Genomic DNA, 22,992 nt, shown 5'->3' on the forward strand with positions numbered 1-22,992 from the left:
CTCGCCCGCCCGGGCGGCGCCGGGCGCGCGGGCGCGATCGTCGCGGGCGTGCTCACGGCGGCGGGCGGCTACGTGGTGGGCAGTTGGCGGGCACGGCGGGGCGGGACGGCGTTCTCCGTCGTACCGATCGAGGAAGAAGCCCCGCGCGGCACGGGCGCAGGGTCCGAAGGGGAACGCCCATGAGCCGCACGGGTGCAGGGTCCGAAGGGGAACGCCCATGAGCCGCACGGGTGCAGGGATCGAGGGGGAACGCCGATGAGTCACAAGGGCGTACGGATCGAGGGGGAACGCCCATGAGCGGCACTGCCGTACCGATCCTCATGTACCACGCGGTGTCCACCGCACCCAACGACGCCACCCGGGCCCTGTCGGTCGCCCCGGAGGCGTTCGCCGAGCAGATGGCGCTCGTCGGCGACCTGGGCCTGACCCCGATGACGACCGCGGACCTCGCGGTGCGCTGGCGGTCCGGCCGCCCGCTGCCGGAGCGGCCGGTGCTGATCACCTTCGACGACGGCTACGAGGGCGTCCACCGCCATGCCCTGCCCGTGCTGGCCAAGCACGGCTTCCCGGCCACCCTGTTCGTCTCCACCGGCTGGATCAAGGGCGCGTACGACACCGGAGGCGGCCTGGACGCCATGCTCGACTGGCCGCAGGTGCACGACCTCGCGGACGCCGGCGTCGAGATCGGCGGGCACAGCCACAGCCACCCGCAGCTCGACCAGCTCGACGACACCTCCCTGCGCTCGGAGCTGGTCCGCAGCACGGAGATCGTCACCGGCGAACTCGGCTCACGCCCGGTGTCGTTCGCCTACCCGTACGGCTACTCCAGCCGCCGGGTCCGCCGGGCCGTCCGGGAGGCCGGATACGCCCAGGCACTCGCCGTCGGCAACGGTCTCGCCCGCCGCACGCAGGGGCCGTACGCCCTGCAGCGCGTCACCGTCCGCCGCAGCACGGGCGTCGAGGAGTTCCAGCGGCTGCTCGAAGGCCGCGCCATCGCCCGTGACTTCGCCAAGGACCGCGCCCTCACCAAGGGGTACGCCCTCGTCCGCAGAGCACGCCAGGTCCGCCGGAAGGCCATCCGTTCCCGTGTCTGACACGACCACCACAACCGAGACCGGGACGTCCGGGCCCGAGGCGCCCGCACGGTCCGGGCGCCGTCTGAGACTGCCCGGGACGGGCCGGTCGACCGGCGGCAGCCCGCTGTTCCGCAACGCCTACGCCCTGATGCTCAACACCGGCATCTCCGCCGTCCTCGGGCTCGGCTTCTGGCTGGCCGCGGCCCGCTACTACTCCGAGTCGGCGGTCGGGCAGGGCTCGGCCGCCATCGCCGCGATGAAGCTGCTCGCCGGACTGACCGCGGTGACGCTGACCGGTGCCCTGGCCCGCTTCATCCCGGTGTCCGGGCAGCGCACCGCACGGCTCATCTTCCGGACCTACGCGGGCAGTTCGCTGGTCGTGGCACTCGCGGCGGGCGTGTTCCTGACGACCCTGGACGTGTGGGGGCCCTCGTACCGCTTCCTGCACGGGCCGATGAACGGTCTCGGGTTCATCGCGGCCGTCGTCGCCTGGAACCTGCTCACGCTCCAGGACGGGGTGCTGACCGGGCTGCGCAGCGCGCCCTGGGTGCCGGTGGGCAACACCGTGTTCTCGGCGGTCAAGCTCGGGCTGCTCGTCGCGTTCGCCGTGGCGGTCCCCGCCACCGGCGTCTTCGTGTCCTGGGTCGCCGCGATCGCCACCTCGGTGGTGCCGCTGGGCTGGCTGGTGTTCCGGCGGCTGGTGCCCCGGCACGTCAAGGCGACCGAGGACCACACCGAGCCGCCGACGCTGAAGGAGATCGGGCGGTTCCTCGCCGGGGACTACACCGGCTCGCTCTTCTCGCTCGCCGTGGTCTACCTCGTCCCGGTGATCATCGCCTCGCAGGTCAGCTCCGAGGACAACGCGTACTTCTACATCACCACCACCATCGGCGGCACGACCAACCTGCTCGCCATCAACATGGGCGCGTCCCTGACGGTGGAGGGCTCGCACGATCCGGGGCGACTGGCCGCCAACACCCGGGCCGCGCTGAAGCGGATGGCCCGGATCATGCTGCCGATCGCGGGCGTGCTGTTCGTCGGCGCTCCCTGGATCCTGGGCGTCTTCGGCGACGGCTACGCGCACGCGGCGACGCCGCTGCTGCGCTGGTTCGCGGTCGGCGCACTGCTGCGGGTCGTGATGGAGACGTACTTCGCGGTGCTGCGGGCGCAGAGCCGCACCGCCGGACTCGCCTGGCTGCAGGGCCTGCTGTGCGTGCTGGTGCTCGGGCTGACGCTGCTGCTCCTGCCCCGGATGGGCCTGACCGGCGCGGGCGTCGCCGAGATCTCCAGCCTCACGGTGATCGTGGCGATCGCCGCGCCGAAGCTGTGGAAGACCGTCCGGGCCGCACCGCCGCCTCCGGCGGATGCGGCGGCACCGGACGGGGACCTCTCCGACCTGGGGGCGCTCACCCCCTCCCGGCTTCTCCCCCACTCTCGACTTCACCCGAGCGGGGAGACCCCCGTGAGCGGGGGGACGCCCACCTCCCCGGCCACCGCCCCGGTGCGTCGGCCGAGCCCGGGCTGGGCGCTGGACCGGGACACCCTCGCCCTCGGTATCCACGTCGACTTCGACCACGTCGAACGCCGGCCGGACGTCCGCCCGGGACCCGGCACCCCACCCACCGGCACGCCGGTGCGGCTGCCGGTCGAGGGGTCGGAGCCGGGTGCCGAGGCGTCCCTGGGCCCGGCCGAGGCGGCGCTGCTGCGGGAGGCTGTGGTCGACGCGCCGTTCGACGAGGAGACGTCACCCGAGAGCGCCGCGCCGCAGGACGTCGTACCGGAAGACGCCGTACCGGAAGACGTTGTATCGGAGGACGCCGTACCTGATGGGCCGCCGCGGTCCGCGCCTCGGGGCCGGCTGCTGCCGACCCGCTCCGGTGTCGTTCTCGGCTGTCTGCTGATCGCCGCGCTGCTGCTGTACTGGGTGCCCGCGCTGCGGCTCGGAGAGGCCGATCTGGACCGGATGGGCGGGCTCGGCCTGGTCTCCGTGCTGCCGCTGCCGACGCTGGTGGGGGCGGCGCTGCTGATCACGGTGTTCGCCTCGCTGCTCTGGCTGCGCCGCGAGCACCGGGCCCTGTTGCTGGTCACCCTGCTGGCGACCGTGGTGTCCCTGCACGCGCTGCCCGCGGTGCTGGAGACCGAGCCGCGGTTCGCGACGGCCTGGCAGCACCTCGGCTTCATCGACTACATCGACCGCACCGGGTCCGCCGTGCCGGACCTGGACGCCCGCTGGAGCTGGCCGGGCTTCTTCGCGGTGGCCGCGTTCGTCGCCCGGGCCTGCGGGGTCGACGACTTCACGGAGATCATCCGGTGGTGGCCGACGGCCGTCCAGCTCGCCTATCTGGCCCCGATGTTCCTGCTGACCCGCTCCCTGCGGGCGAGCTGGCGGGCCAGGTGGACGGGCGTGTGGCTGTTCGTGCTGTGCGGCTGGGTCGGCCAGGACTACTTCTCGCCGCAGGGCTTCACCTACCTCCTCTACCTCGTCTTCGTGGCGATCCTGCTGGTCTGGTTCCGTGCGCCGCACGTGGTGTGGGCGAAGTTCCGTCCGGGCGAGGCCGAGGTGGAGCCCACCGACCGGCGTCAGCGGGCCGTGCTGCTGCTGGTGGTGATCGGCCTGTACGCGGCGAGCGTCCCGGCGCACCAGCTCACCCCGTTCGTGATGCTCGGTGTGCTCGCGGCCCTGGTACTGCTCGGCCGGTCCGAACTGCGCGGCCTGCCCATCCTGTTCGCCGTGCTCGTAGCGGCCTGGGTCGGTTTCATGGCCGAGCCGTACTGGTCCGGGCACTTCAACGACCTCTTCGGCGGGGTCGGCGGGGTCGGCAGCAATGTCTCCACATCCGTGTCCGGCCGGATCCAGGGCGGGAGTTCGACGCACAAGCTGGTCCTGTACACCCGGGTCCTGCTGGCCGGCTCGGTGATGGCCTTCGCCTGCTGGGGCTGGTGGCGGCGGCGCTTCCACCGGTACCGCGAGCGGTCGCTGCTGGTGCTCACCTTCGTCCCGTTCCTTGGTTTCGGCATGCAGTCGTACGGCGGCGAGATGGCGCTGCGCGTCTTCATGTTCGCCGTGCCGGGCGCGGCCCTGCTCGGTGCCCTCGCCCTCTTCCCGCGCACCGGCGTCACCGCGCAGGAGCGTGCGAAGGACCGGGTGAGCCTCGCCCCGCTGGCCGCGCTGCTGGCCGGTCTGCTGCTGATGGGCGGCTTCCTGGTGGCCCGCTGGGGCAACGAGCCGTTCGAGCGGACCCGGCCCGGCGAGGTCGCGGCCATGGACTGGGTGTACGCCCACGACAAGCCGACGGTACGGCTGCTGTGGCTGAGCCAGGACACGGTCAACGACGTCACCCCGGCGATGCCGTGGGGCGCACGGGACATGGAACGGGTCGACTACGTGCCGACACTCGCACCCGCCGACCCGGTGCTGGTGTCGGGCCTGGTCAAGGCGCTCAAGGACGCGGGCCCGCACTCGTATCTGATGATCAACGAGAGTCAGGTCACGTATCTGCAGCTGGACGCGGGCTACTCGGCGACCTGGGAGTCCCGGCTGATCCACAACCTTGACAACCGGCAGGAACTGACGAAGGTCCTGGTCAACAACGACGTCACGGTGTATGCGCTGCGCAAGCAGCCGGCCGGCGCGGTGCCGAGGCCGGACCCGGGCCCGATCGGGCCGCAGGTGACCTGGACGACGTGGTCGGTGGTCGGCGCGCTGGCCGCAGTCGCGCTGATCCTCCTGCTCACCGCGCGCGAGGTGGTCAGGGTCGCGGTGCGGCCCGGGACACGGCAACTGCGGTGGCTGCAGGGCAGCTTCTGGTTCTCGCTGCCCCTGCTGGCGGTGCTGCTGGCCGCGCTGGTGCAGCGGTTCCTGACGATGAAGTGACGGGTGCGGGGTGGTGGCTCAGCGGTCGAGCCACTTCACCTCGTAGGCGCGCATGTCGAACCGCTTCCCGTCGACCTGCGCGCTGATCGTCCGGTCGAGGGTGTTGACCACGAGGGCCTTCCTGCCGTCGGCCAGCACCCGTACGTTGGGCACGTCGTCCTGCGCGACGGACACGGTCTCGTACCTGGTGCCCGGCGGGAACGCCCTGCCGAACCGGGACACCAGGTCGTACATGGGCAGGGCCCTGCCCCCGTCGGCGCTGTCGGTCGGCGTCCACAGACAGCCGGGGCAGGCGCTCCCCGTCTTCTGCTCCGGGTTCCAGTAGAAGCCGGAGTCGGCGCCGCCCCTGGCCATCGCGATCAGCCCGGCCGCGTGGACGGCGATGCGGTGCGCGTCGGTCCAGCCCCTGCGTCGGTCCTTGCCGTCGGCGGGTTCGACGTAGTACTCGGCCCACCACAGGGGAAGGTCATGGGTCTGCTTGCGCACCCACTCGCCCACCGCGGTGAGCTTGTCGGTGGCGGCGAACTCGTCGGGCAGCAGGTCGTCGTCGTTGGTGTAGCTGGAGCCGTCGACGACCACGAAGTCGGCGCCGGCCTTGTGGGCGTTCCAGTAGCCGAAGGCGTCGAGGACCCGCTGGTCCATGGCGCCCCAGGGGCCCCGGACGGTGGTCGAGGCGTTGTCCTGCTGGCGCGGGTCGAGGCTGTCCATGGCGAGGTAGGGCCCGCCGACCATGATGGTCCTGTCGACCTTCTTCAGCGCCTTGTAGACGAGGTTGTACATCGCCGTGTAGCCCTCGTAGTCCCAGCGGCTCCTGGCGTCGTTCCAGAAGCCCTTGAACTCGTTCCAGACGATGAAGTGGCGTACGTCGGGATAGCGCCTGGCGACGGTCGCGGCCAGATCGGCGAAGTCCTGGTAGTGGCTCGGGGTGGGCGCGGTCTCCAGGGCGGGCTCGCTCCAGTCGGTGTTGCCGACGCCGGCCCTGCCGCCCTTCATCCAGTCCGGCGAGCAGCACAGCGTGATCACGGGGGTGCCGCCGGACCTGCGGATGAAGTCGATGCGGCGGTCCATCGCGCCGAAGTCGTAATGCCCCTTCACCGGCTCGGGGTTGTCGGCGCCCCAGCCCATGATCGCCTGGTCCTGCGGCAGCCGGCCGTCCTTGGCCAGCAGCTGTTCCACCCGGCCGGTGGCCGTGTCGCTGCCCTGGTCGGCGCTGTACTGGGTGTGGGTGAAGCCCCAGCCCACGTACGGCTCCGGATGCGCCGGCGGGGTGACGGGCGTGCCGTGCACCCGGTCGCCGTCGGGCGAGGTGCCGACGGTGCTCCCGCCGCCCCCGGGCAGTGTGTTGAGCAGGGTCACCACCAGGGCCAGCGCGGCCACTCCCACACCGAGCAGGGCGGTGAGCCGCCACCGCCCAGCCCCCGTATACCACCCATGACGTCCCATCACGGACAACAGTAACGGCGGAAGGCTCGGCGGGGGCAGGTCTTGGGAACACCCGGACCGAGCGGGATCGGTGGGGTGCGGTGCCGAAGGGCAACCCGTGAGGGGTGCGGGGCCGTTTCGGGACGCGGCTCCGCCGCGTGCACGCGACCGGCCACGACCACCCCGGGGTGCGAACCGCTCCCCGATCTCTCCCCGATCTCTCCCCGACCGCTCCCGAACCGCTCCCGAACCGCTCCCGAACCGCTCTTCCGGCGGAGCGCAGAGCGGCGGAAATGCCGTGCACGGAGCGCATGGGTGCCGGATCATGGCGGCATGTCTGCGAACCCACACGACGCTCTGCCGATCCGGCTCCACGTCGACGACTCCGACTCGCCCTCCGACGTCGTCGACGCGCTGTTCCTCGGCCGCTTCGCGACGGGCGAGCAGCCGTACTCGCACGCCGCGAACATCGACCGGGTGCGCTCGGGCGCGACGCTGCTGCCGGACGGCGCCCGGGTGCTGCGCGTCGCCCGCGACGACGACCGCAGCGCGACCCTCGCCGAGGGCGAGGGCTGGACCCTGCTCGTCTCGCGCTGGAACCGCGGCGCGGACGTCACCGTGACCGCGACCAGTGCCGAACTGGCCAAGGACATCCTCCACCGGGCCACGGACGGCGCGACCGACGAGCCGGAGCCGCAGCCGGAGAACGTGACCATGGGCTTCTGGTACGTCTCCCCGCGGCGCGGCCCGCACCGCACCACACGGCAGATCTCCGCGGGCACCTGGGAGGAGGTCCGGCCCAACTACACCGCGCCGGTGGCGGACGCGATGGACCGCCTGATGGAGACGACCCCCGAGGACATCGCGGGCCGCCTCCTGCTCCTGCACGGTCCGCCGGGCACCGGCAAGACCTCGGCCCTGCGCACGCTGGCCCGCTCCTGGCGGGAGTGGTGCCAGGTGGACTGCGTCCTCGATCCCGAGCGGCTGTTCTCCGACGTCGGCTATCTGATGGACATCGCGATCGGCGAGGAGGACAGCGCGGGCAAGGGCCGCTGGCGCCTTCTCCTCCTGGAGGACTGCGACGAGCTGATCCGTGGCGAGGCCAAGCACACCGCGGGCCAGGCCCTGTCCCGGCTGCTCAACCTCACCGACGGCCTGCTCGGCCAGGGCCGCAACGTCCTGGTGGGGGTGACCACCAACGAGGACCTGGAGCGCCTGCATCCGGCCGTGGTCCGCCCCGGCCGCTGCCTGGCCCGCATCGAGGTGGGCCCGCTGACCCGCCGCGAGGCGGCCAACTGGCTCGGCACGGAGGAGGGGGTCGGCAGGGAGGGCGCGACCCTCGCCGAGCTGTACGCGCTGCGCCGGGGCAACGCGCCGACGTCGGTGCCGGGGGCGCGGGACGGGGCGGACGCGGGCCTGTATCTGTAGAAGTCGCCTCCGGGTGTTTTGATGGACATATGACCCTGTTCGTCGGAACGTCGGGGTGGCAGTACAAGGACTGGCGGGACGTCGTGTATCCGTCGGGGGTTCCGGCGCGGCTGTGGCTGGAGGAGTACACGCGGCTCTTCGCGACGGTGGAGATCAACAACGCGTTCTACCGTCTCCCCACCCGGGAGAACTTCGAGGCGTGGCGGGACCGGGTGCCCGCGGACTTCGTGGTCACGGTCAAGGCCAGCCGCTATCTGACCCACATCAAGCGCCTGAAGGACCCCGGGGAACCGGTCGGCCGCCTGATGAGCCATGCGGCGGGCCTGGGCGACCGGCTGGGCCCGGTCCTCCTCCAGCTCCCGCCGACCCTGCGCGCGGACGCGCCCCTGCTCGACGCCTGTCTGGCCTGCTTCCCGCCCGGCACGAGGGTCGCGGTCGAGCCGCGCCACGACTCCTGGTGGACGCCGCAGGTGCGCGGGGTACTGGAGTCCCGGGGCGCCGCCCTGTGCTGGGCGGACGTCCGGGCCCATCCCGTGATCCCGCTGTGGCGCACCACCGGCTGGGGCTACGTCCGCTTCCACGAGGGCCTGGCCCGGCCCTGGCCGCGCTACGGCCGCCGCTGCCTGGAGACCTGGGTGGACCGCATCGCGACGACCTGGTCCGACGCGGACGACGTGTACGCGTACTTCAACAACGATCCGGGCGGAGCGGCGGTGGAGGACGCGGTGACGTTCGGGAAGGCGGCGAGGCGGGCGGGGCTGACGGTGACACGGACACCGGAGCCGGCGAAGCTCCCGTGACCACAGGTCCGCCGAGACGGCACCTCTCCGCGACTGCCCCCCCCTCCACGACGGGGCCCTCCGCGACGGCGCCCCTCCATGACGGCGCATTCCGGCGAGGCCGGACCCTGCTCGGCCCAGGACCGGGGATCCGCTACTCCCGATAGGCCGCCCGCAGGGCATCCCGCACGGCCCCCAACGCCTCGTCCTCGGTCAGTCCGAGCCGCCGCACCCGCTCCGCGTACCCCTGGGCAGCGGCAGCGGCCTGACGCTCAGCGGCCGAGCCGGCGGCAGCCACGAACGTTCCGTTGCGCCCCCGCGTCTCGATCACCCCGTCGCTCTCCAGCGCCCGGTAGGCCTTGGCCACCGTGTTCACCGCGAGCCCCAGCGACTCGGCCAGGCCCCGCACGGTCGGCAGCCGGTACCCCACCGGCAGCGCTCCGGACCGCGCCTGCTCGGAAATCTGCGCCCGCACCTGCTCGAACGGCGCCGCGCTGTCATCGATATGGATCTTCAGGCTCACAGGGCCGATTGTCCCGTACCCGGCGGAAAATGAGAGGCACCCCAGCACGTCCGCCCGTACGGTGCCTCTCCATGACAGTGATCGTGCGCGACCTGCGCCCCGACGTCCCGTCCGACACGGAGGGCTTCGCCCGGGTCCGCCATCTCGCCCTTCCGTACATCCTGTTCACCCCGGACTCCGTCCGCCACCTGCTCACGCACAGCCATCCCGACGGCCACTTCCGCTCCCTGGTCGCGGTGGAGGACGACGAGGTGATCGGCACGGCCCAGGTCGCCCTGGTGCACGACAGCCCGGAGCCGGGCCAGGGGTACGTCAACGTCTACGTACGGCCGGACCGGACCCGGCGTGGCGCCGGCCGGCTCCTCGTGCGGGCCGCCGAGGAGCATCTCATCGCCGTCGGCGCGACCAAGCTGTTCTCCTGGGTCCTGGACGAACCGGGCAACCGCGTCTTCGCCGAGCAGCAGGGCTACACGAGCGGCCGTCCCGCCCACTTCCTCCGCCTCGACCTGGCGGACGGCACGCTCCCACCGCTCCCGGAGGTTCCGCAGGGCGTCGAGCTGCGCACGGCGGCCGAATTCGCGGACGACCCGCGCCCGCTGTTCGAGCTGGACGCGGAGACGGTGCAGGACGAACCCGGCGACGTCGCCATCGAGTTCACGGACTACGAGGCCTGGCTGAAGCAGAACTGGAAGCATCCACTGCTGGACCGCGAGCTGACCGTGGCCGCGGTGGTGGACGGCCGTCCGGTCGCCTTCAGCATGGCCTGCACCGACGGCGCCGGCCGCTACTCGAGCGCGATGACCGGTACCACCCGCGCCCATCGCGGCCGTGGCCTGGCCAAGCTCGCCAAGATCCACTCCCTGTACCGGGCCCGGGCCGCCGGCGTCACCGAGGCCTTCACGGGCAATGACGCCGGAAACGATCCGATGATCGCGATCAACAAGTGGCTGGGGTACGAGATCTGCGCGACGGAGGTGCGTCATGTCCGCGAACTCGGCTGAGCCCGTGGGACGGGTGGAGGTCGTGCTGGTCAAGGGTGGCCGCACGAAGATCCGTTATCCGGCGGAGCTGCTGTACGACGACGGCGTCCACGTCTGTGTCCGCGCCCCGTGGGCGGGCGAGGGCGCCCGTGACTTCGGCTTCGTGCGCTTCGAGGCGGGCGACGTGTTCACCGAGCACTACTGGCGGGACCGCTGGTACTCGGTGAAGGAGGTCCGCGCCGGGGACGGCACCGTCAAGGGCTGGTACTGCGACATCACCCGCCCGGCCGTCCGGTCCGGCACGGAGCTGGTCGTCGAGGACCTGGACCTGGACCTGTGGCGCTCCGCGGACGGCACGGACGTAAGGCGTCTGGACGAGGACGAGTTCGCCGAGAGCGGGCTGGCGGGGACGGACCCCGCGGCCGCGGCCGCCGCCGTGGCCGCCCTGGACGAACTGGAGGCACGGGCCCGCGGAGGCGGCTTCGAGGACCTGCTGACCTGACCCCGCGCCTCCCCTCGCGCCCGGCCCGCTCCTCCCTCTCGTCACACCGTCGCCAGCACCGCGTACCGCTCGTCGTCCACGGCCTTCCCCCACAACAGCGGGTCGTCGGACAGCCGCTCCACGCGCACGTCCCCGGCGACGGGCTCCAGCAGGGCGGTGAGCCGGGCGGCGGGTATGCCGACCGGGCTGAGAGTCCCCCAGACGCCCTCGACCAGCAGGAGCAGCCCCTCGGGGCGCAGCAGGGTCCGCCAGTGCCGCAGGACGTGGGCGGGGTCGGGCAGCGTCCACAGCACATGCCGGACGAGGACGACGTCGTAGCACTGCTCCCCCACGGGCGGGGCCGCGGCGTCCCCGTGCAGGACCACCGCGTCCAGTCCGGCGAGCTTGGCCCGGGCCTGCTCGACCATGGCCGGGGACCGGTCCACTCCGGTGACCCGGTGTCCCTGCTCGGCCGCGAGGAGCGACAGGCTGCCGGTGCCGCAGCCGAGGTCGAGGACGTCGGCGGGGCGCCCGGGCAGCCACGAGCGGAGTCTGGCCGCCCAGGCGGCCCGCACCTCGGGGGCGCGCAGCCCGTGGTCCGGCTCGTCGTCGAACGTGGCCGCCGCCGTGTCCCAGTCCACGTCGGCACCCACCGCAACCGTCCGTTCACGCTCGTTCGTCATGCCCCAAGAGTGACACCCGCCACTGACAGTCCCGACGTGACAGCCGCCACTGACAGAACGGAACCGATGAGGAACTCTCCCCGAAAGGGTCCACCTCCGTGACGAACACGGAACCGGGTGGGCACCGAAGGAGGCAGCCATGCGCCGCATGACCGTGCAGAAGCCCCTGAAGAAGACGGACAGCCGCCGGATCCGTGAAAAGGCGGAGGAGCGGCCCACCGGGCGTCCGGAGGTGCGCAAGGACATCGCCCGCACCTGGTGGCCGGACAGCTGACCGAACCGGCCATTGCCGGTGTCGTGTCGGTGTCGGTGTCGGACCAACGGTTCCCTGCGTCGGGTCAACCATTCCCGGTGTGGGACCAACCGTTCCCGGTGTCGGGCCCGCCTTTCCTCCGCGTCAGGCCAACCGCTCCCGGGCTCAGAGCAGCCGTTTCCGGTAGTGGATGCGGTCGTACGGCCCGTCCACGCGCCGCTCCACGACCTCATAGCCGAACCTCGGATAGATCCGCTGGTTCTCCCACATCAGCGCGTTCGTATAGAGCCTGACCTCAGGGAGACCGAGTGCTCGGGCGCGTGCGTCCACGAACTCCAGCAGGCGCCGCCCCGCCCCCTTGCCGTGTGCATCGGGGTGGACGGCGATGCTGTCGAGGAACAGGTGGTCGTCATGGGCCTCGATGACGACGAGCCCGATCACCGGCTCCCCGAGGACGAACACCCTGCCCGCGCCCACGTTCGCCGCATGGTCCGCCTCCATGGGCTGCGGCACCACCCCGATGCGCTCGATGTAGCGGTGGTACGCCGCATCGGTCACGGCCCTCACGGCCGGCACGTCGGCGGCCCGGGCGGGCCGGACCTCGTCGTTCGTCATGGCCCGAACGCTATCCACCTCGCGCAGCCTGAGCACTCCCGCCTGCGCGGCAGCTGTGGAATTCAGACCCACGGCGACTCGCCCAGGCCCGCCGCCGAGCAGCTCGGCAGCAGGTGCCGCGGGGTTCCCGCCCCTCCTTCCTGAGCCCCCCGTTAGCCCTGCCTTAACAGCACCATAAGGATCTCCATCACCCGCCCTCAGCAGGCGATTTCACGGTTTCTTGGGGCTAGCTTCTGATCGCCCCCCACGGGATCCAGCCCACCCCGAGGACCGTTTCGAGGAGTTCCCCATGTCCGTACGCCGCACGGCCGCCGCCGTCGTCGCTCTCGGCGCAGCACCGCTCGCCCTGACCGCGCTCGCCGCCGCACCCGCCGCCGCGCACGGCTCGATGGGCGACCCGGTCAGCCGGGTGTCGCAGTGCTACGCGGAGGGCCCGGAGAGTCCCAGGTCGGCCGCGTGCAAGGCGGCGGTCGCGGCCGGCGGCACGCAGGCGCTCTACGACTGGAACGGCATCCGCATCGGCGACGCCGCCGGACAGCACCGGAAGCTGATCCCGGACGGCAAGCTGTGCAGCGCGAACAACGAGGAGTTCAAGGGGCTCGACCTGGCCCGCGCGGACTGGCCGGCGACGAGTGTGACGAGCGGCTCCTACACCTTCAAGTACCGAGTGACCGCCCCGCACAAGGGCACCTTCAAGGTCTACCTCACCAAGCCCGGCTACGACCCGACGAAGCAGCTGGCCTGGGGGAACCTGGACCTGCAGCACCCGGTCGCGACGGCCACCGACCCGGTCGCCTCGGGCGGCTTCTACACGTTCTCCGGCACGCTGCCCAAGCGTTCCGGCAGGCAGCTTCTGTATGCGATCTGGCAGCGCTCGGACAGCCCGGAGGCGTTCTACTCCTGCTCGGACGTCGTGTTCGGCGGCAGCAGCGATGCCGGAGACGGCAGCGGCGGGGGCAACGGGAGCGCCTCCGGGGGCGGAGAGGGCTCGGGAGGCGGGGGCACGGCAGCCCCGACGGCCTCCTCACCGTCCGACGAGCAGATCGAGGCCGGTGCCGACAAGTCGACGATCGAGCACCATGGCCACGGCGACGACGACGCGAGCACGTCCGCCGAGCCGACGGCGGCGGCTTCGGCCGACGGCACTGCGGCGAACGAGCCGAAGACCGCCGGCACCTCCGGGAATCTCGCCGAGACCGGCGGCGACAGCAGCACGCCGTACCTCGCGGTCGGCGGAGCGGCAGCGCTGGCGCTCGGCTCGGCGGCGCTGTTCATGTCGGTGCGCCGGCGCGCCGCGGGCGGCCGGCACGGGCGCTGAACAGGGTTCCGGGGCCTGTCCGGCGGCTCAGGTCGGACAGGCCCCGGGGGCGCGTCAGCTGAAGGCGGACGCGCAGGTGGTGGCGGTCGCGGAGGCCGGGTCGAGCGCGTTGGCCACCTCGTGGAAGGCGATGCGGTCGAACAGACCGATCGCCACGTGCTCGGACAGGTCGAGCGGGCACAGGTCCTGGAGCAGGACGTTGTGGACGTCCGAGCCGCTCAGGTACTGGTTGCGCCAGGGCGTGGCCACCTCGTCGTACTTGGTGGCGATGACCGTGTAGTGCACTCCGGGGACGGTGTCGCCGCCCGCGTTGAGCTTGGTGAGGAAGGCGGAGCCGACGATCTGGTCGGCGAGGCCGGGGGTGGTGGCCTTGATCAGGTCCTCGGCGCCGGGGAAGTACGGCAGCAGATGGGTGAGGCCGTCCAGGTCGGTGCCGTGGTTGTCGGGGGCGAGGCCGACGAGGGCGTTCACCTTGGCCGCCCCGCCGAGGAACCTGAGGTAGTAACGGGGCATCATGCCGCCCTGGGAGTGGCCGACCAGGTCGGCCTTGGCGGCACCGGTCGCTGCGAGCACCTTGTCGACGTAGGCGGACAGTTGCTCGGCCGACTTGTCGATGGGGCCGAGGCCGTAGAAGAGCGGGACGCCGGGCAGCTGGCCGTAGTCGAGGGAGTAGACGCAGTATCCGCGGTCCTTCAGATACGGGGCGAGGGACAGCCAGTTGTCGACGGAGTTGCCCAGGGTCCCGTGGACCAGGACGACCGGGCGGGGATGGGTGGCGGAAGGCTTGCAGGACCAGTCGTTCCAGCCTCGGCTCGGGGCGGCGTCGGAGGCATGGGCGGTTGCGGCGGGAACGACGGCGACGGCGGCGGTCAGAAGCAGCGCGGCGAGGGGTCTGAGCACTCGCTTCCAGGGCAGCATCGTGTGATCTCCTTGCGGCTCAAGGGAGGTGCGACGGCCTAACCCTGTGATCCGGATCACGAGGATGCTGTTCACTCGTCAAGTTACGGGCGAGTAGTGCAGATGTGAAGTTACGCGCCAGTAAAAACTTCCAGTGATAACCAGTCGCTCGTGCGGCAACCGACGGTTCGTCACCAGGCCGGCCTGATCGGACCGTAGGGCGCGATCCGCACCAAACGGTCCCGCAGCGCGCGCACTTCACCCTCGCCGAGCAGGTCGGCCCACCGGCTCACGACCTCCGCCGCCGCCTCCTCCGCAGCCCGGGTGCAGGCCCACCCCTGCTCGGTGAGTACGACCAGCCGGGCCCGGGCGTCCTCGGGATGCGGGCGCCGCTCGGCATATCCCTTGCGGACGATCTCGTCGACCAGCTGGCTCGCCGCCTGCTTGGTCACCCCGAGATGCGCGGCGAGGTCGGTGACCGTGGCCCCGTCGGGGGCGAGCCGCCCGAAGGCGAAGCCGTGGGCCGGCCGGAGGTCCGTGAAGCCACGGGCCACGACCCCGGCATGGATGCGTTGCGTGAGGTCGCCCGCGACGGCGAGCAGGGCGGCGGACAGGGCCATGGCTTCGGAGTTCTGCACGGAGGCATTGAAACACCCTTGACGAATCGGTCAAGCGGCTTGACCATGTAGTCAATCTACTTGACCATATGAACGGAGAACACCGCCATGCCCGTCGTCCGCTCGTCCGAGGCCGTGACCCACGAGATCCACGGCGCCCGCTTCGTCGCGTACGCCAACCCCGGCACCGGAAGCAAGGAGTTGTGCGCCTGGCGGGGCGAGATCCCCGCGGGAACCAAGGCCCCCGCTCACACCGTCAGCCGGGAGGAGATCTTCCACCTGCTCGTCGGCGAGCTGCTGATCACGCTGGACGGCCGGAGCGAACGGATCTCCGCCGGCGACACGGTGATCATCAATCCCGGTGCGACCCTGGCCGTCGAGAACCCCACCGACCACACCGCGATCTCCTGGGTCACCACCTCCGTCGGCCTCACGGCGGAACTGGCCGACGGTACGCGCATCACTCCGCCGTGGGCGAACTGACCCCGGCCCGCAGCTCGGAGCGGACCAGCTCCAGCAGCCGGCCCACCCAGTTGCGCCCCCGCTCGTCCCACCCGTCCGTCCAGTACGGGGAGTCCGAGCTGCCGGTGTAGCTGATCGTGGCGTCCCCGGTGGCCAGGAGGACCTCCGCGAGTCCGGGATGCTGGGCGAACTTGGCGCGCAGCAGCCCGGCCATGACGGCGAGGCGCACGTCCGGCCAGTCCGCCCTCCGCTCGGCCGGACCCGCCAGTTCGCGGGCCTCGCGGGCGGTGGGGGCGTTGCGGATGCGGTCCCGGTCGGCCTCGTCGGCGGCCGACAGCGCCCAGTAGCCGTGCAGGACGGTGGGATGGACGTCGCCGGCGAACCGGACGGGGGCGGGGTGGTCGTTGCGCAGCACGAAGAGGCCGGGCTCCGCCGGCGGGCCCTGGGGGTACACGACCTCGCAGAGGACGACCGGCGGGCGGGCGGCTCCGGCCGGGTCGTCCGCGTGTGGAGCGGCACGCTTCTCCTGCGCGTCGGCCGCCCCCTCGTCCTGCTTGCGGAAGTACTCCAGGGCCCATGCGTGCATCTCGGCCGTCGCCACCGGCCCGTCCCCGTCGACGCGTTCACCGAGGTCGGTGAGCAGCATGCGCAGGGGGCGGTCCTGGAGGTCCATGTCGCCGAGGACGAAGATGCGCAGATGCGCCGGAATCGCCAGGTAGGCGTCCCGGAGCAGTGCCCGGGTGGCCTCGCCCGGCTCCTTCCGGAAGCGCTCGACCGCCTCGTGGCAGCGCTGGGCGGCCGTCGGCCTGCCGCTCAGTTCCTCGATGCGGTCGGCGACTTCAAGGAGGAAGTTCGCCGGGGTCAGGGCTCCGCCGCTGCGCGAGTGCCAGGTGCGGGGCTGCTCCTCGGGAGGCGGCGCCGCCGGGTCCGTGACCGTGACCAGCCCCGAGGCGAGCCATCCCTCCAGTCCGGCCAGGTCGGTCAGGCGCTCGCACAGGATCGCGCCGTCGGCGTAGACGAAGAGGTCGTCGACGTCGTACGCGTGCCGCAGGTTGCGCCGCCAGACATGACACCAGACCCCGTCGATCCTCTGCCCGTCCACCCTTCGGTGGGTCGGCCCCTGCCACATCACCCAGGCACCCTACCTCCCCCGGCACGCACGCCAGTTGGCGTCCCTGGTATCGCCGCGAACACCGCACGCTCCGCGCGGGCGCGGCGCCTGCGCAGTCCGGTGCCGGGAGGCGCGGACGCGAGCGCGGACGGCACACGGCACACGGCACACGGCAGACGGCAGACAGCGGACGGCGGACGAGCACAGGGCTTCCGGCCCGCCCGGCCGTCGAGGCTCCCCCTCCTTCACGCCACGCCCGCGGGGTGCGGGCCTTTGAAGTCCACGATCGGAAAGCGGCGCACGAAAAGCCGCCGAACGCAGATTCCGGCTCGGGGGCTTGACCGGCCCCTCGCGGGTTCAGGTTCCGGGCGCGGTGGGAGCAGCCAGGGCGGCGGGGTGTACGGCCGTTGCCCCGAAACGCCGGCGGGCCCGGTCTGCGGCGGCCTCGGCGGCGCGGGCCCGGGCGTCACCGGGGTCCAGGGAGAGCTGGCGGTAGGCGCCGTCGGCCGGCAGCAGGTCGTCGGCGCGGAGGGCGAAGGCGCGGACGCGTGCCCGCTGCAGGCCGAGGGCGGTCAGCAGACCCAGCGCGGGTGCGGCGAGGGCCGGTGAGTGGTCGGTGGGTTCCGGCAGGGTGCGCGTGCGCGTGGTGGAGCTGCGGTCGGCGTAGCGCACGGTGAGGGTGAGCCGACCGGCGACCTGACTCTCGCCGCGCAGGCGTTGGCCGATCCGGTCGGCGAGCCCCAGGACGGCCCGGTGATGCTGTGCCGGATCCAGGCAGTCCCGGTCTAGTACGAGATCGGCGGTCAGGTACGCCGCCGGTTCCGTGGGAGCGACCGGGCGGGGGTCGTGGCCGCGGGCGCGTTCGGCCAGCAGCCGTGCCTGGCCGGCGCCGAGGAGCCGTTGCAGGGTCGCCGGGGGCAGGTCGGCGATCTGGCCGATGGTGTGCAGGCCGTACCGGGTGAGGGTGGTCGCCGTGGCACGTCCGATCCCGGGCAGCGCGGTGAGCGGGCGCGGGTACAGCCATGCGGCGGCCCGCTCGGCGGGGACCCAGGTGGTGTCTCCCGGCGCGGACGCGTCGGCCGCCATGGCCGCCAGCATGCGGTTGCCCGCGAGCCCGGCGCTGCTGTCGATGCCGTGGAGGGCCTTCAGCCTCATCATCGCCGTCTGGACCATGTCGTAGGGGGACAGGTCGAAGTAGCGGAGCGCCGACGTCAGGTCCAGTTGCACGGCATTGGGCGGGACGGCCTGGACGTGGGGCGTGATACCGGACATCAGTTCGATGATGTCGGCGTACTGGTCCTCGGTCAGCGAGGCATGCAGATGGAGGTGGGCGATGTGCCGCCGACGTGTGCTCATCCCGCACTCCCCGGACTGCGATGGCCGAACTTCTTCAGGTCCGCCGAGCGGGTGCCGGCGGGCTGCAGGTCGGCGTACGGGTGCAGCCGGGCGCCCGTGGTGCCGTTGACCAGGGTGCGCTGCGGCTGGGCAGGAGTCGGGTGCGGGCGGCTCTCGCCGAGGAGGGCGAGCGCGGCCTCGGGACCGTTGTCACGACGGGCCGCGGCGATCTCGTCCAGGTCCCAGGCCATCGCGCCGACGACGGTACGGCGGGTGCCGCGCACCTGGACCGTGCCGCGCACCAGCAGCAGCCCGCTGTGGAACACGGTGTGCGCACAGGCCGGGTGGGAGTCCTCGAAGAACGCCAGGTCGACCAGCCCGGAACCGTCCTCCAGCGTGACGAAGATGATCCGCTTGCCGCTGGCGATCGGCGGGGTCTGGGTCGAGGCCCGCACGCCCGCGACGAGAACCTGCTGACCGGCGCGCATCCCGGCCAGATGAGCGGCGTCGGTGGCGCCGATCTCCCGCAGCAGCCGGTGGTGGTGCTCCATCAGATGCCTGGAGACGTCGATGCCGAGCGTGTTCAGCTCCGCGCTCAGGGCCTCGCGGCCGGTCATCTCCGGCAGCCCGCTCGGCTCCGCCCCGCCGACAGCGCCCGCGACGATGGGCAGTTGGCCCTCGTGCGCGGACCGGGTCCGGGACTGGCGATGCAGCTCCGCGATCTGCAGCAGCAGATCGCGCCGGGTGAGACGGCCGTCGTGGAGGCGGTTCAGGGCGCCGATCTCCGCGAGGCGTTCGGCGGTGGGCCTGCTGGGGTGGGCCCGCTGCCAGAAGTCCGACAGCGATCCGTACGGCTGCCCCGCCTCGATGCGGGCACACTCCTCCTCGCCGATGCCGTGCACCGCGCAGAGGGCAAGGCGTACGCCCCACTGGTCTCCGTCGGCCTTCTCCACCGTGTGCTTCACCTGGGAGCGGTTGACGTCGACGGGCAGGACCGGCACGCCGCGCCGGCGGGCGTCGGAGACCAGGACCCGCTTGGGCCACATACCGGGGTCGTGTTCGAGCAGACCGGCCAGCAGGAACGCCGGATAGTGCGCCTTGAGCCAGGCACTCTGCAGGGCCGGTACGGCGAAGGCGACCGCGTGGGCGCGGCAGAAGCCGTACGCGCCGAAGGCCTCGACGGTCTTCCACACCTCGTCCCGGACGGCAGCGCTGTAACCACGCGCGCGTGCCAGCCGGTCGAACCAGTCCCTGATCCTCGGCAGCCGGCCCTTGTCACCGAGCGCCCGCCGGGCGATCTCGGCCATCGCACGGTCGCAGCCGGTCATCACCGACAGCGTCTCGATGATCTGCTCGTGCCAGATGGTCACCCCGTAGGTGTCGGCGAGCACCGGCTCCAGGTCCGGGTGGGCGTACGACGGCGTGCCGCCGTGCCGGGCGGCGATGTACCGCTCGGGCATGCCACCCGCGACCGGACCGGGCCGGAAGAGGCTGATGTCGGCGATGACGTCCTGCGGATTGCGCGGCTGCAGCCGGGACAGCAGGTCCTGCTGACCGGGCGACTCCAGCTGGAACAGGCCGAGGGTCTGGCTCTCCTGGATGAGCTTGAAGGCGAAGACGTCGTCGAGCGGCACCTGCTTCGGGTCGTCCAGGTCGATGCGGTTGCCGGTCGTCCGTTCGATCTCCGCGACGGCATGAGCCATGGCGGACTGCATGCGCACGCCCAGGACGTCGAGTTTGATGTTGCCCAGCGCCTCGATCTCCTCCTTGGCCGCCATGGCCATGGGGTAGTCGCCCTGCGGGGTGGGCTGCACCGGCAGCCGGTCCAGCAGGGTCGCGTCGCTGATGACCACGCCGCAGGGGTGCATGGCCATGCCGTGGACCAGGGAGTCGAGGCCCTCGGCCAGCTCCCACAGCGGCCCGTACCGGTGTGCCTCGGCGGCCAGCTGCCGCAGCTCGGGCAGCTCGGCGAGCGCGCCGGTGATGTCGCAGGCCCGCAGGTGCGGGAAGCTCTTGGCGATCCGGTCGACGTCCGCGGGCGCGATGCCGAGGGCGAGGCCGGTGTCGCGCAGGGCCCGGCGGGCGCGGTAGGTCTCGGGCATGGCGGTGACCGCCACCCGCTCCCTCCCGAACCGTTCGAAGATCGCGTCGTAGCACTCCAGGCGCCGGGCGGACTCCACGTCGATGTCGATGTCGGGCAGCGAGCCGCGGCGCACGCTCAGGAAGCGTTCGAACAGCAGGCGGTGGTCGAGCGGGTTGGCCGTGGCGATGTCCAGCGTGTGGCAGACCATCGACCCGGCGCCCGAGCCACGGGCGGCGACCCTGATGCCCCTGGCCCGGATGTCGGCGACGACCTGGCCCACGGCGAGGAAGTACGAGTCGTAGTTCAGCGTGGAGATCACGGCGAGTTCTTCGTCCAGCCGTTCCAGCGCCGCCCGGTCGCGGTCGAGGCCACGGCGGGCCAGACCCTCCTCGCTCCTCCGGCGGAGCAGCTGCGCGGCTCCTCCCGCTCCGGGCCCGGCGCCGAAGAGCGACGGTTCCGGGAAGTGCCGGGCGCCGAGCCCGAGGTCCGCCACCGGGTCGACGGTGCACGCGGCCGCCGTGGCGGCGGTGTCCGCCAGCAGCCGACGCGCCCGTCGGGCGTCGGCCCCCGCGCATTCGACGATCATCTGCGCGATGTCCGCCATCCTTCCCTCGTCCTTGAGCCAGCGCTGCCCGCTGTCCAGGCTGCGCCGGTCGATCGGGCGCAGCAGCCGCGCGGCGTCCAGGACGTCGGCGAGCCGGTGCTGTCCGGGATCGGCGTAGCGGACGGCGTTGGAGAGCACGGCGGTCGTGCCGGTGCGGTCGGCCAGTGCCAGGGTGCGGGCGGCGAGCCGAAGGGATCCCGGACCGACGCCGAAACGTTTCTGCGCAACGACCTCCAGCCGGACTCCCCTCCCGAAGATCTCCTGCCACGGCGCCAGCAGCTTCATCGCGACATCCCCCCGGCCCACCGACAACGCCCTCACCGGCTCCGACAGCGGGCCGAGCAGCACGACCAGGCCGGGACCGCCGTACTCGCGGAGCGCCTCCCACGGCACCACCGGCGCACCACCGCCTGCCGCACCCTCATGAGCGGCCGAGGTGATGCGGCACAGCCGGGCCCATCCCGCCCGGTCCTGTGCGAGCAGCACGAACCGCAGCGGTGGCTCGATCACGTGCGCACCACCGCGCACCGGAGTGCGGCGCCGCCGCTCGGGAGGAGGGGGCGCGACGCCCTCCACGGCCAGGTCGATACCGAAGAGCGGCCGGACCCCCTCCTTCGCACAGGCCTGGGCGAACCGGACGGCACCGGTCACCGTGTCCCGGTCGGTCAGCGCGAGCGCCGTCATGCCCCGCTCGGCCGCCCTTCGGACCAGGTGCTCCGGATGGGCGGCACCGTAGCGAGCGGAGTAACCGGACGCGACGTGCAGATGGGCGAAGCCCGTCATGCCACACCTCCATCACTCCACCCCTTTTCAGCCATACGTCCGATACGTTCATCGTACGCTCGTTCGATTACTCTAACCTCATCGACCCCGGTCAACGACCAGATTCGAACACATCAGCGATTCTTTGCCGAGGTGAGAGGCAGGCTGGAACAGACGGCCCGCCGACCGGTCGCCACCGCGATCACGCGGCGGGCAACACGCGCGACGGGCGGGCGACGGGCGCGGCCAGGGCGGCGGGCGAGGGCACGGCGGGCGACGGTGCTCGCGTGCGGTAGGGCCGGGACGCACAACACAAAGTCCCGCCCCTCGCGCGAGGGGCGGGACTGCGGAACGACGCGTACGAAGGTCAGCCGATCTGGGTCCCGGTCGCCGACAGCGCCTCGGTGACGGGCTGGAAGAAGGTTTCTCCGCCGGAGGTGCAGTCACCGCTGCCGCCCGAGGTCAGCCCGATCGCGTTGCTGCCCGAGAAGAGCGAGCCGCCGCTGTCGCCGGGCTCGGCGCAGACGTCGGTCTGGATCAGACCGCTGACCGTGCCCTCCGAGTAGTTGACGGTGGCGTTCAGTCCGGTGACCGTGCCGTCGTGCACATGGGTGGTCGAGCCGCTGCGGGTGACCTTCATGCCGACGGTCGCCTCGGCCGCACCGGTGATCTTCTGGGTGGAGCCGTTGTAGAGGTCGACCTCGCTCGGGTGCTCGGTGTCCGAGGTGTACTTGACCAGACCGAAGTCGTTGCCCGGGAAGCTGGACTGCTCGTTCTTCCCGATGACGTTGCCGGAGGAGTCCGACCACGAGGAGATGGCGTCGGTGCAGTGACCCGCGGTCAGGAAGAACGGCTGCCCGCCCTTGACCACGTTGAAGCCGAGCGAGCAGCGCCCGCCCGAGCCGGAGATCGCGTCACCGCCGGCGATGAAGGGCTTGAACTCCCCCTTCGACTGCTTCAGTTCGGCCTTCGTCCCGAGCCCGTCGACCACCTTGCCGAGCTTGGCGAGGGCCGCGCCGGACACCGTTTTGTCGGCGGTGACCACGACCTTGTTGGTGACCGGGTCGGTCGCCCACGAGGTGCCGGGGATGGTCGCGTCCGCCTTCAGGGTCGCCCGCGCCCCGTCGAGTTCGGCGAGGGAGTGGGCGACGACTCTGGCCTTGGCGCCCGCCGCCCGGACGGCCTTGGCGGCGTCGGCGTCGAGCACGTTGACGACGAGGCTCTTCGCCCGGGCGTCGTAGTAGCTGCCCGCAGCGTCGTTCCCGAGGTGCTGGACGAGCGCAGAGGCGAGTTTTCCGGCCGCGGGGGCCGACAGAACCTGCGGTTCCGGAGCGGACTTCGAGGGTTCGCTGGCGTTCGCAGTCTGGAAGGTGACACCTGCGGCGACCAGTGCGGCGATTCCCGCACCGGCCATCACGGCCCGGCGCCCGGATATGCGTCGGTGCTTCAACTCACGTCCTCCTGTGGGGGGTTCGGCCCGGAGGTTGTGGGGATCTCACGGGCCGGAAGGCTGGTTGACGGGCGCCTACTCTTCCGAACAGCACAGGGAGCACACAAGGTCGACTTCAGGACGCGCACACGACGAGCCCCGCACTCCCCCACCCGTTTGACCGAGGACAGTCATCCCAGGGAGTTCGCACAGCAAACACTACGCGCGAGTAACCCATCGGCGGACAGTGATCGTTGCCC

At 71.9% G+C, this 22,992-nt stretch carries 19 protein-coding genes and 1 pseudogene; 10 read left to right on the top strand and 10 right to left on the bottom strand.

Annotated features, from left to right (window positions below):
* The 3 genes and pseudogenes from AB0H32_RS26190 to AB0H32_RS26200 all read left to right on the top strand — a co-directional run.
* A pseudogene (locus AB0H32_RS26190) lies at positions 1 to 183 on the top strand (glycosyltransferase family 2 protein); the annotation flags it as partial.
* A 110-nt stretch (positions 184 to 293) separates the two neighbouring features.
* Positions 294 to 1,094, top strand: coding sequence for a polysaccharide deacetylase family protein (locus AB0H32_RS26195; protein ID WP_361124894.1), 801 nt, complete (start codon positions 294 to 296; stop codon positions 1,092 to 1,094).
* Positions 1,087 to 4,950, top strand: coding sequence for a lipopolysaccharide biosynthesis protein (locus AB0H32_RS26200; RefSeq protein ID WP_361124896.1), 3,864 nt, complete (start codon positions 1,087 to 1,089; stop codon positions 4,948 to 4,950). Before AB0H32_RS26195 ends, AB0H32_RS26200 begins: the two co-directional genes overlap by 8 nt.
* Before the next feature lie 18 nt (positions 4,951 to 4,968).
* Here the strand turns inward: AB0H32_RS26200 and AB0H32_RS26205 are convergent, their stop codons facing one another.
* Complete coding sequence (locus AB0H32_RS26205; RefSeq protein WP_361124898.1) at positions 4,969 to 6,393, bottom strand: xylan 1,4-beta-xylosidase; 1,425 nt, start codon at positions 6,391 to 6,393, stop codon at positions 4,969 to 4,971.
* 312 nt (positions 6,394 to 6,705) lie between these two features.
* Here AB0H32_RS26205 and AB0H32_RS26210 point away from each other — a divergent pair, with 312 nt between their 5' ends.
* Entirely contained in the window at positions 6,706 to 7,800 is a 1,095-nt protein-coding gene (locus tag AB0H32_RS26210) for a DUF5925 domain-containing protein (protein ID WP_361124899.1), read from the top strand.
* Positions 7,801 to 7,829: 29 nt separating this feature from the next.
* On the top strand, positions 7,830 to 8,600 hold the full coding sequence (locus tag AB0H32_RS26215) for a DUF72 domain-containing protein (protein ID WP_361124901.1): 771 nt from the start codon (positions 7,830 to 7,832) through the stop codon (positions 8,598 to 8,600).
* A gap of 133 nt (positions 8,601 to 8,733) precedes the next feature.
* On the opposite strand, the gene AB0H32_RS26220 is transcribed toward AB0H32_RS26215, so the two are convergent.
* A complete protein-coding gene (locus AB0H32_RS26220; protein ID WP_361124903.1) occupies positions 8,734 to 9,102 on the bottom strand; it encodes a GntR family transcriptional regulator in 369 nt (122 codons plus the stop codon).
* A gap of 71 nt (positions 9,103 to 9,173) precedes the next feature.
* Here AB0H32_RS26220 and AB0H32_RS26225 point away from each other — a divergent pair, with 71 nt between their 5' ends.
* Together AB0H32_RS26225 and AB0H32_RS26230 are read left to right on the top strand one after the other, a co-directional pair.
* Positions 9,174 to 10,103: a GNAT family N-acetyltransferase gene (locus tag AB0H32_RS26225; RefSeq protein WP_361124905.1), complete on the top strand. Its 930-nt coding sequence runs from the start codon at positions 9,174 to 9,176 to the stop codon at positions 10,101 to 10,103.
* Positions 10,084 to 10,584 (top strand): DUF402 domain-containing protein, encoded by a 501-nt coding sequence (locus AB0H32_RS26230; RefSeq protein ID WP_361124907.1) that lies wholly within the window; start codon positions 10,084 to 10,086, stop codon positions 10,582 to 10,584. The genes AB0H32_RS26225 and AB0H32_RS26230 overlap by 20 nt, the downstream gene beginning before the upstream one ends.
* 41 nt (positions 10,585 to 10,625) lie before the next feature.
* On the opposite strand, the gene AB0H32_RS26235 is transcribed toward AB0H32_RS26230, so the two are convergent.
* Positions 10,626 to 11,246 (bottom strand): class I SAM-dependent methyltransferase, encoded by a 621-nt coding sequence (locus AB0H32_RS26235; protein WP_361124909.1) that lies wholly within the window; start codon positions 11,244 to 11,246, stop codon positions 10,626 to 10,628.
* 139 nt (positions 11,247 to 11,385) lie between these two features.
* On the opposite strand from AB0H32_RS26235, the gene AB0H32_RS26240 reads away from it, so the two are divergent.
* Entirely contained in the window at positions 11,386 to 11,520 is a 135-nt protein-coding gene (locus AB0H32_RS26240) for a hypothetical protein (protein WP_361124911.1), read from the top strand.
* Between the two features lie 144 nt (positions 11,521 to 11,664).
* On the opposite strand, the gene AB0H32_RS26245 is transcribed toward AB0H32_RS26240, so the two are convergent.
* Positions 11,665 to 12,114: a GNAT family N-acetyltransferase gene (locus tag AB0H32_RS26245; RefSeq protein ID WP_361124913.1), complete on the bottom strand. Its 450-nt coding sequence runs from the start codon at positions 12,112 to 12,114 to the stop codon at positions 11,665 to 11,667.
* A gap of 289 nt (positions 12,115 to 12,403) precedes the next feature.
* Between AB0H32_RS26245 and AB0H32_RS26250 the strand changes: the two genes are divergently transcribed.
* A complete protein-coding gene (locus AB0H32_RS26250) occupies positions 12,404 to 13,432 on the top strand; it encodes a lytic polysaccharide monooxygenase (protein WP_361124914.1) in 1,029 nt (342 codons plus the stop codon).
* A gap of 54 nt (positions 13,433 to 13,486) precedes the next feature.
* On the opposite strand, the gene AB0H32_RS26255 is transcribed toward AB0H32_RS26250, so the two are convergent.
* Together AB0H32_RS26255 and AB0H32_RS26260 are read right to left on the bottom strand one after the other, a co-directional pair.
* Positions 13,487 to 14,350, bottom strand: coding sequence for an alpha/beta fold hydrolase (locus AB0H32_RS26255; RefSeq protein WP_361124916.1), 864 nt, complete (start codon positions 14,348 to 14,350; stop codon positions 13,487 to 13,489).
* A 170-nt stretch (positions 14,351 to 14,520) separates the two neighbouring features.
* On the bottom strand, positions 14,521 to 14,967 hold the full coding sequence (locus tag AB0H32_RS26260; RefSeq protein WP_361124917.1) for a MarR family winged helix-turn-helix transcriptional regulator: 447 nt from the start codon (positions 14,965 to 14,967) through the stop codon (positions 14,521 to 14,523).
* A gap of 87 nt (positions 14,968 to 15,054) precedes the next feature.
* Between AB0H32_RS26260 and AB0H32_RS26265 the strand changes: the two genes are divergently transcribed.
* Positions 15,055 to 15,429, top strand: coding sequence for a cupin domain-containing protein (locus AB0H32_RS26265; RefSeq protein WP_361124919.1), 375 nt, complete (start codon positions 15,055 to 15,057; stop codon positions 15,427 to 15,429).
* On the opposite strand, the gene AB0H32_RS26270 is transcribed toward AB0H32_RS26265, so the two are convergent.
* From AB0H32_RS26270 to AB0H32_RS26285, 4 genes are all read right to left on the bottom strand, one after another.
* A complete protein-coding gene (locus tag AB0H32_RS26270; RefSeq protein ID WP_361124921.1) occupies positions 15,407 to 16,510 on the bottom strand; it encodes an NADAR family protein in 1,104 nt (367 codons plus the stop codon). The two genes, AB0H32_RS26265 and AB0H32_RS26270, sit on opposite strands and share 23 nt — an antisense overlap.
* Positions 16,511 to 16,876: 366 nt before the next feature.
* A complete protein-coding gene (locus tag AB0H32_RS26275) occupies positions 16,877 to 17,875 on the bottom strand; it encodes an ImpB/MucB/SamB family protein (RefSeq protein ID WP_361124923.1) in 999 nt (332 codons plus the stop codon).
* Positions 17,872 to 21,324, bottom strand: a complete 3,453-nt coding sequence (gene dnaE, locus AB0H32_RS26280; protein ID WP_361124925.1) for a DNA polymerase III subunit alpha — start codon at positions 21,322 to 21,324, stop codon at positions 17,872 to 17,874. Before dnaE ends, AB0H32_RS26275 begins: the two co-directional genes overlap by 4 nt.
* A 346-nt stretch (positions 21,325 to 21,670) precedes the next feature.
* Positions 21,671 to 22,753, bottom strand: a complete 1,083-nt coding sequence (locus AB0H32_RS26285) for a S1 family peptidase (RefSeq protein WP_361124926.1) — start codon at positions 22,751 to 22,753, stop codon at positions 21,671 to 21,673.
* Between the last annotated feature and the right edge of the window lie 239 nt (positions 22,754 to 22,992).

The organism is Streptomyces sp. NPDC020362, assembly GCF_040642095.1.
Taxonomy (GTDB): Bacteria; Actinomycetota; Actinomycetes; order Streptomycetales; family Streptomycetaceae; genus Streptomyces.

Bases quoted from the DNA above. Each gene is read 5' to 3' on its own strand.
- AB0H32_RS26195 (WP_361124894.1), top strand. From the start codon at position 294: ATGAGCGGCACTGCCGTACCGATCCTCATGTACCACGCGGTGTCCACC.
- AB0H32_RS26205 (WP_361124898.1), bottom strand. From the start codon at position 6,393: ATGGGACGTCATGGGTGGTATACGGGGGCTGGGCGGTGGCGGCTCACC.
- AB0H32_RS26210 (WP_361124899.1), top strand. From the start codon at position 6,706: ATGTCTGCGAACCCACACGACGCTCTGCCGATCCGGCTCCACGTCGAC.
- AB0H32_RS26215 (WP_361124901.1), top strand. From the start codon at position 7,830: ATGACCCTGTTCGTCGGAACGTCGGGGTGGCAGTACAAGGACTGGCGG.
- AB0H32_RS26225 (WP_361124905.1), top strand. From the start codon at position 9,174: ATGACAGTGATCGTGCGCGACCTGCGCCCCGACGTCCCGTCCGACACG.
- AB0H32_RS26230 (WP_361124907.1), top strand. From the start codon at position 10,084: ATGTCCGCGAACTCGGCTGAGCCCGTGGGACGGGTGGAGGTCGTGCTG.
- AB0H32_RS26235 (WP_361124909.1), bottom strand. From the start codon at position 11,246: ATGACGAACGAGCGTGAACGGACGGTTGCGGTGGGTGCCGACGTGGAC.
- AB0H32_RS26240 (WP_361124911.1), top strand. From the start codon at position 11,386: ATGCGCCGCATGACCGTGCAGAAGCCCCTGAAGAAGACGGACAGCCGC.
- AB0H32_RS26245 (WP_361124913.1), bottom strand. From the start codon at position 12,114: ATGACGAACGACGAGGTCCGGCCCGCCCGGGCCGCCGACGTGCCGGCC.
- AB0H32_RS26250 (WP_361124914.1), top strand. From the start codon at position 12,404: ATGTCCGTACGCCGCACGGCCGCCGCCGTCGTCGCTCTCGGCGCAGCA.
- AB0H32_RS26255 (WP_361124916.1), bottom strand. From the start codon at position 14,350: ATGCTGCCCTGGAAGCGAGTGCTCAGACCCCTCGCCGCGCTGCTTCTG.
- AB0H32_RS26265 (WP_361124919.1), top strand. From the start codon at position 15,055: ATGCCCGTCGTCCGCTCGTCCGAGGCCGTGACCCACGAGATCCACGGC.
- AB0H32_RS26275 (WP_361124923.1), bottom strand. From the start codon at position 17,875: ATGAGCACACGTCGGCGGCACATCGCCCACCTCCATCTGCATGCCTCG.
- dnaE (WP_361124925.1), bottom strand. From the start codon at position 21,324: ATGACGGGCTTCGCCCATCTGCACGTCGCGTCCGGTTACTCCGCTCGC.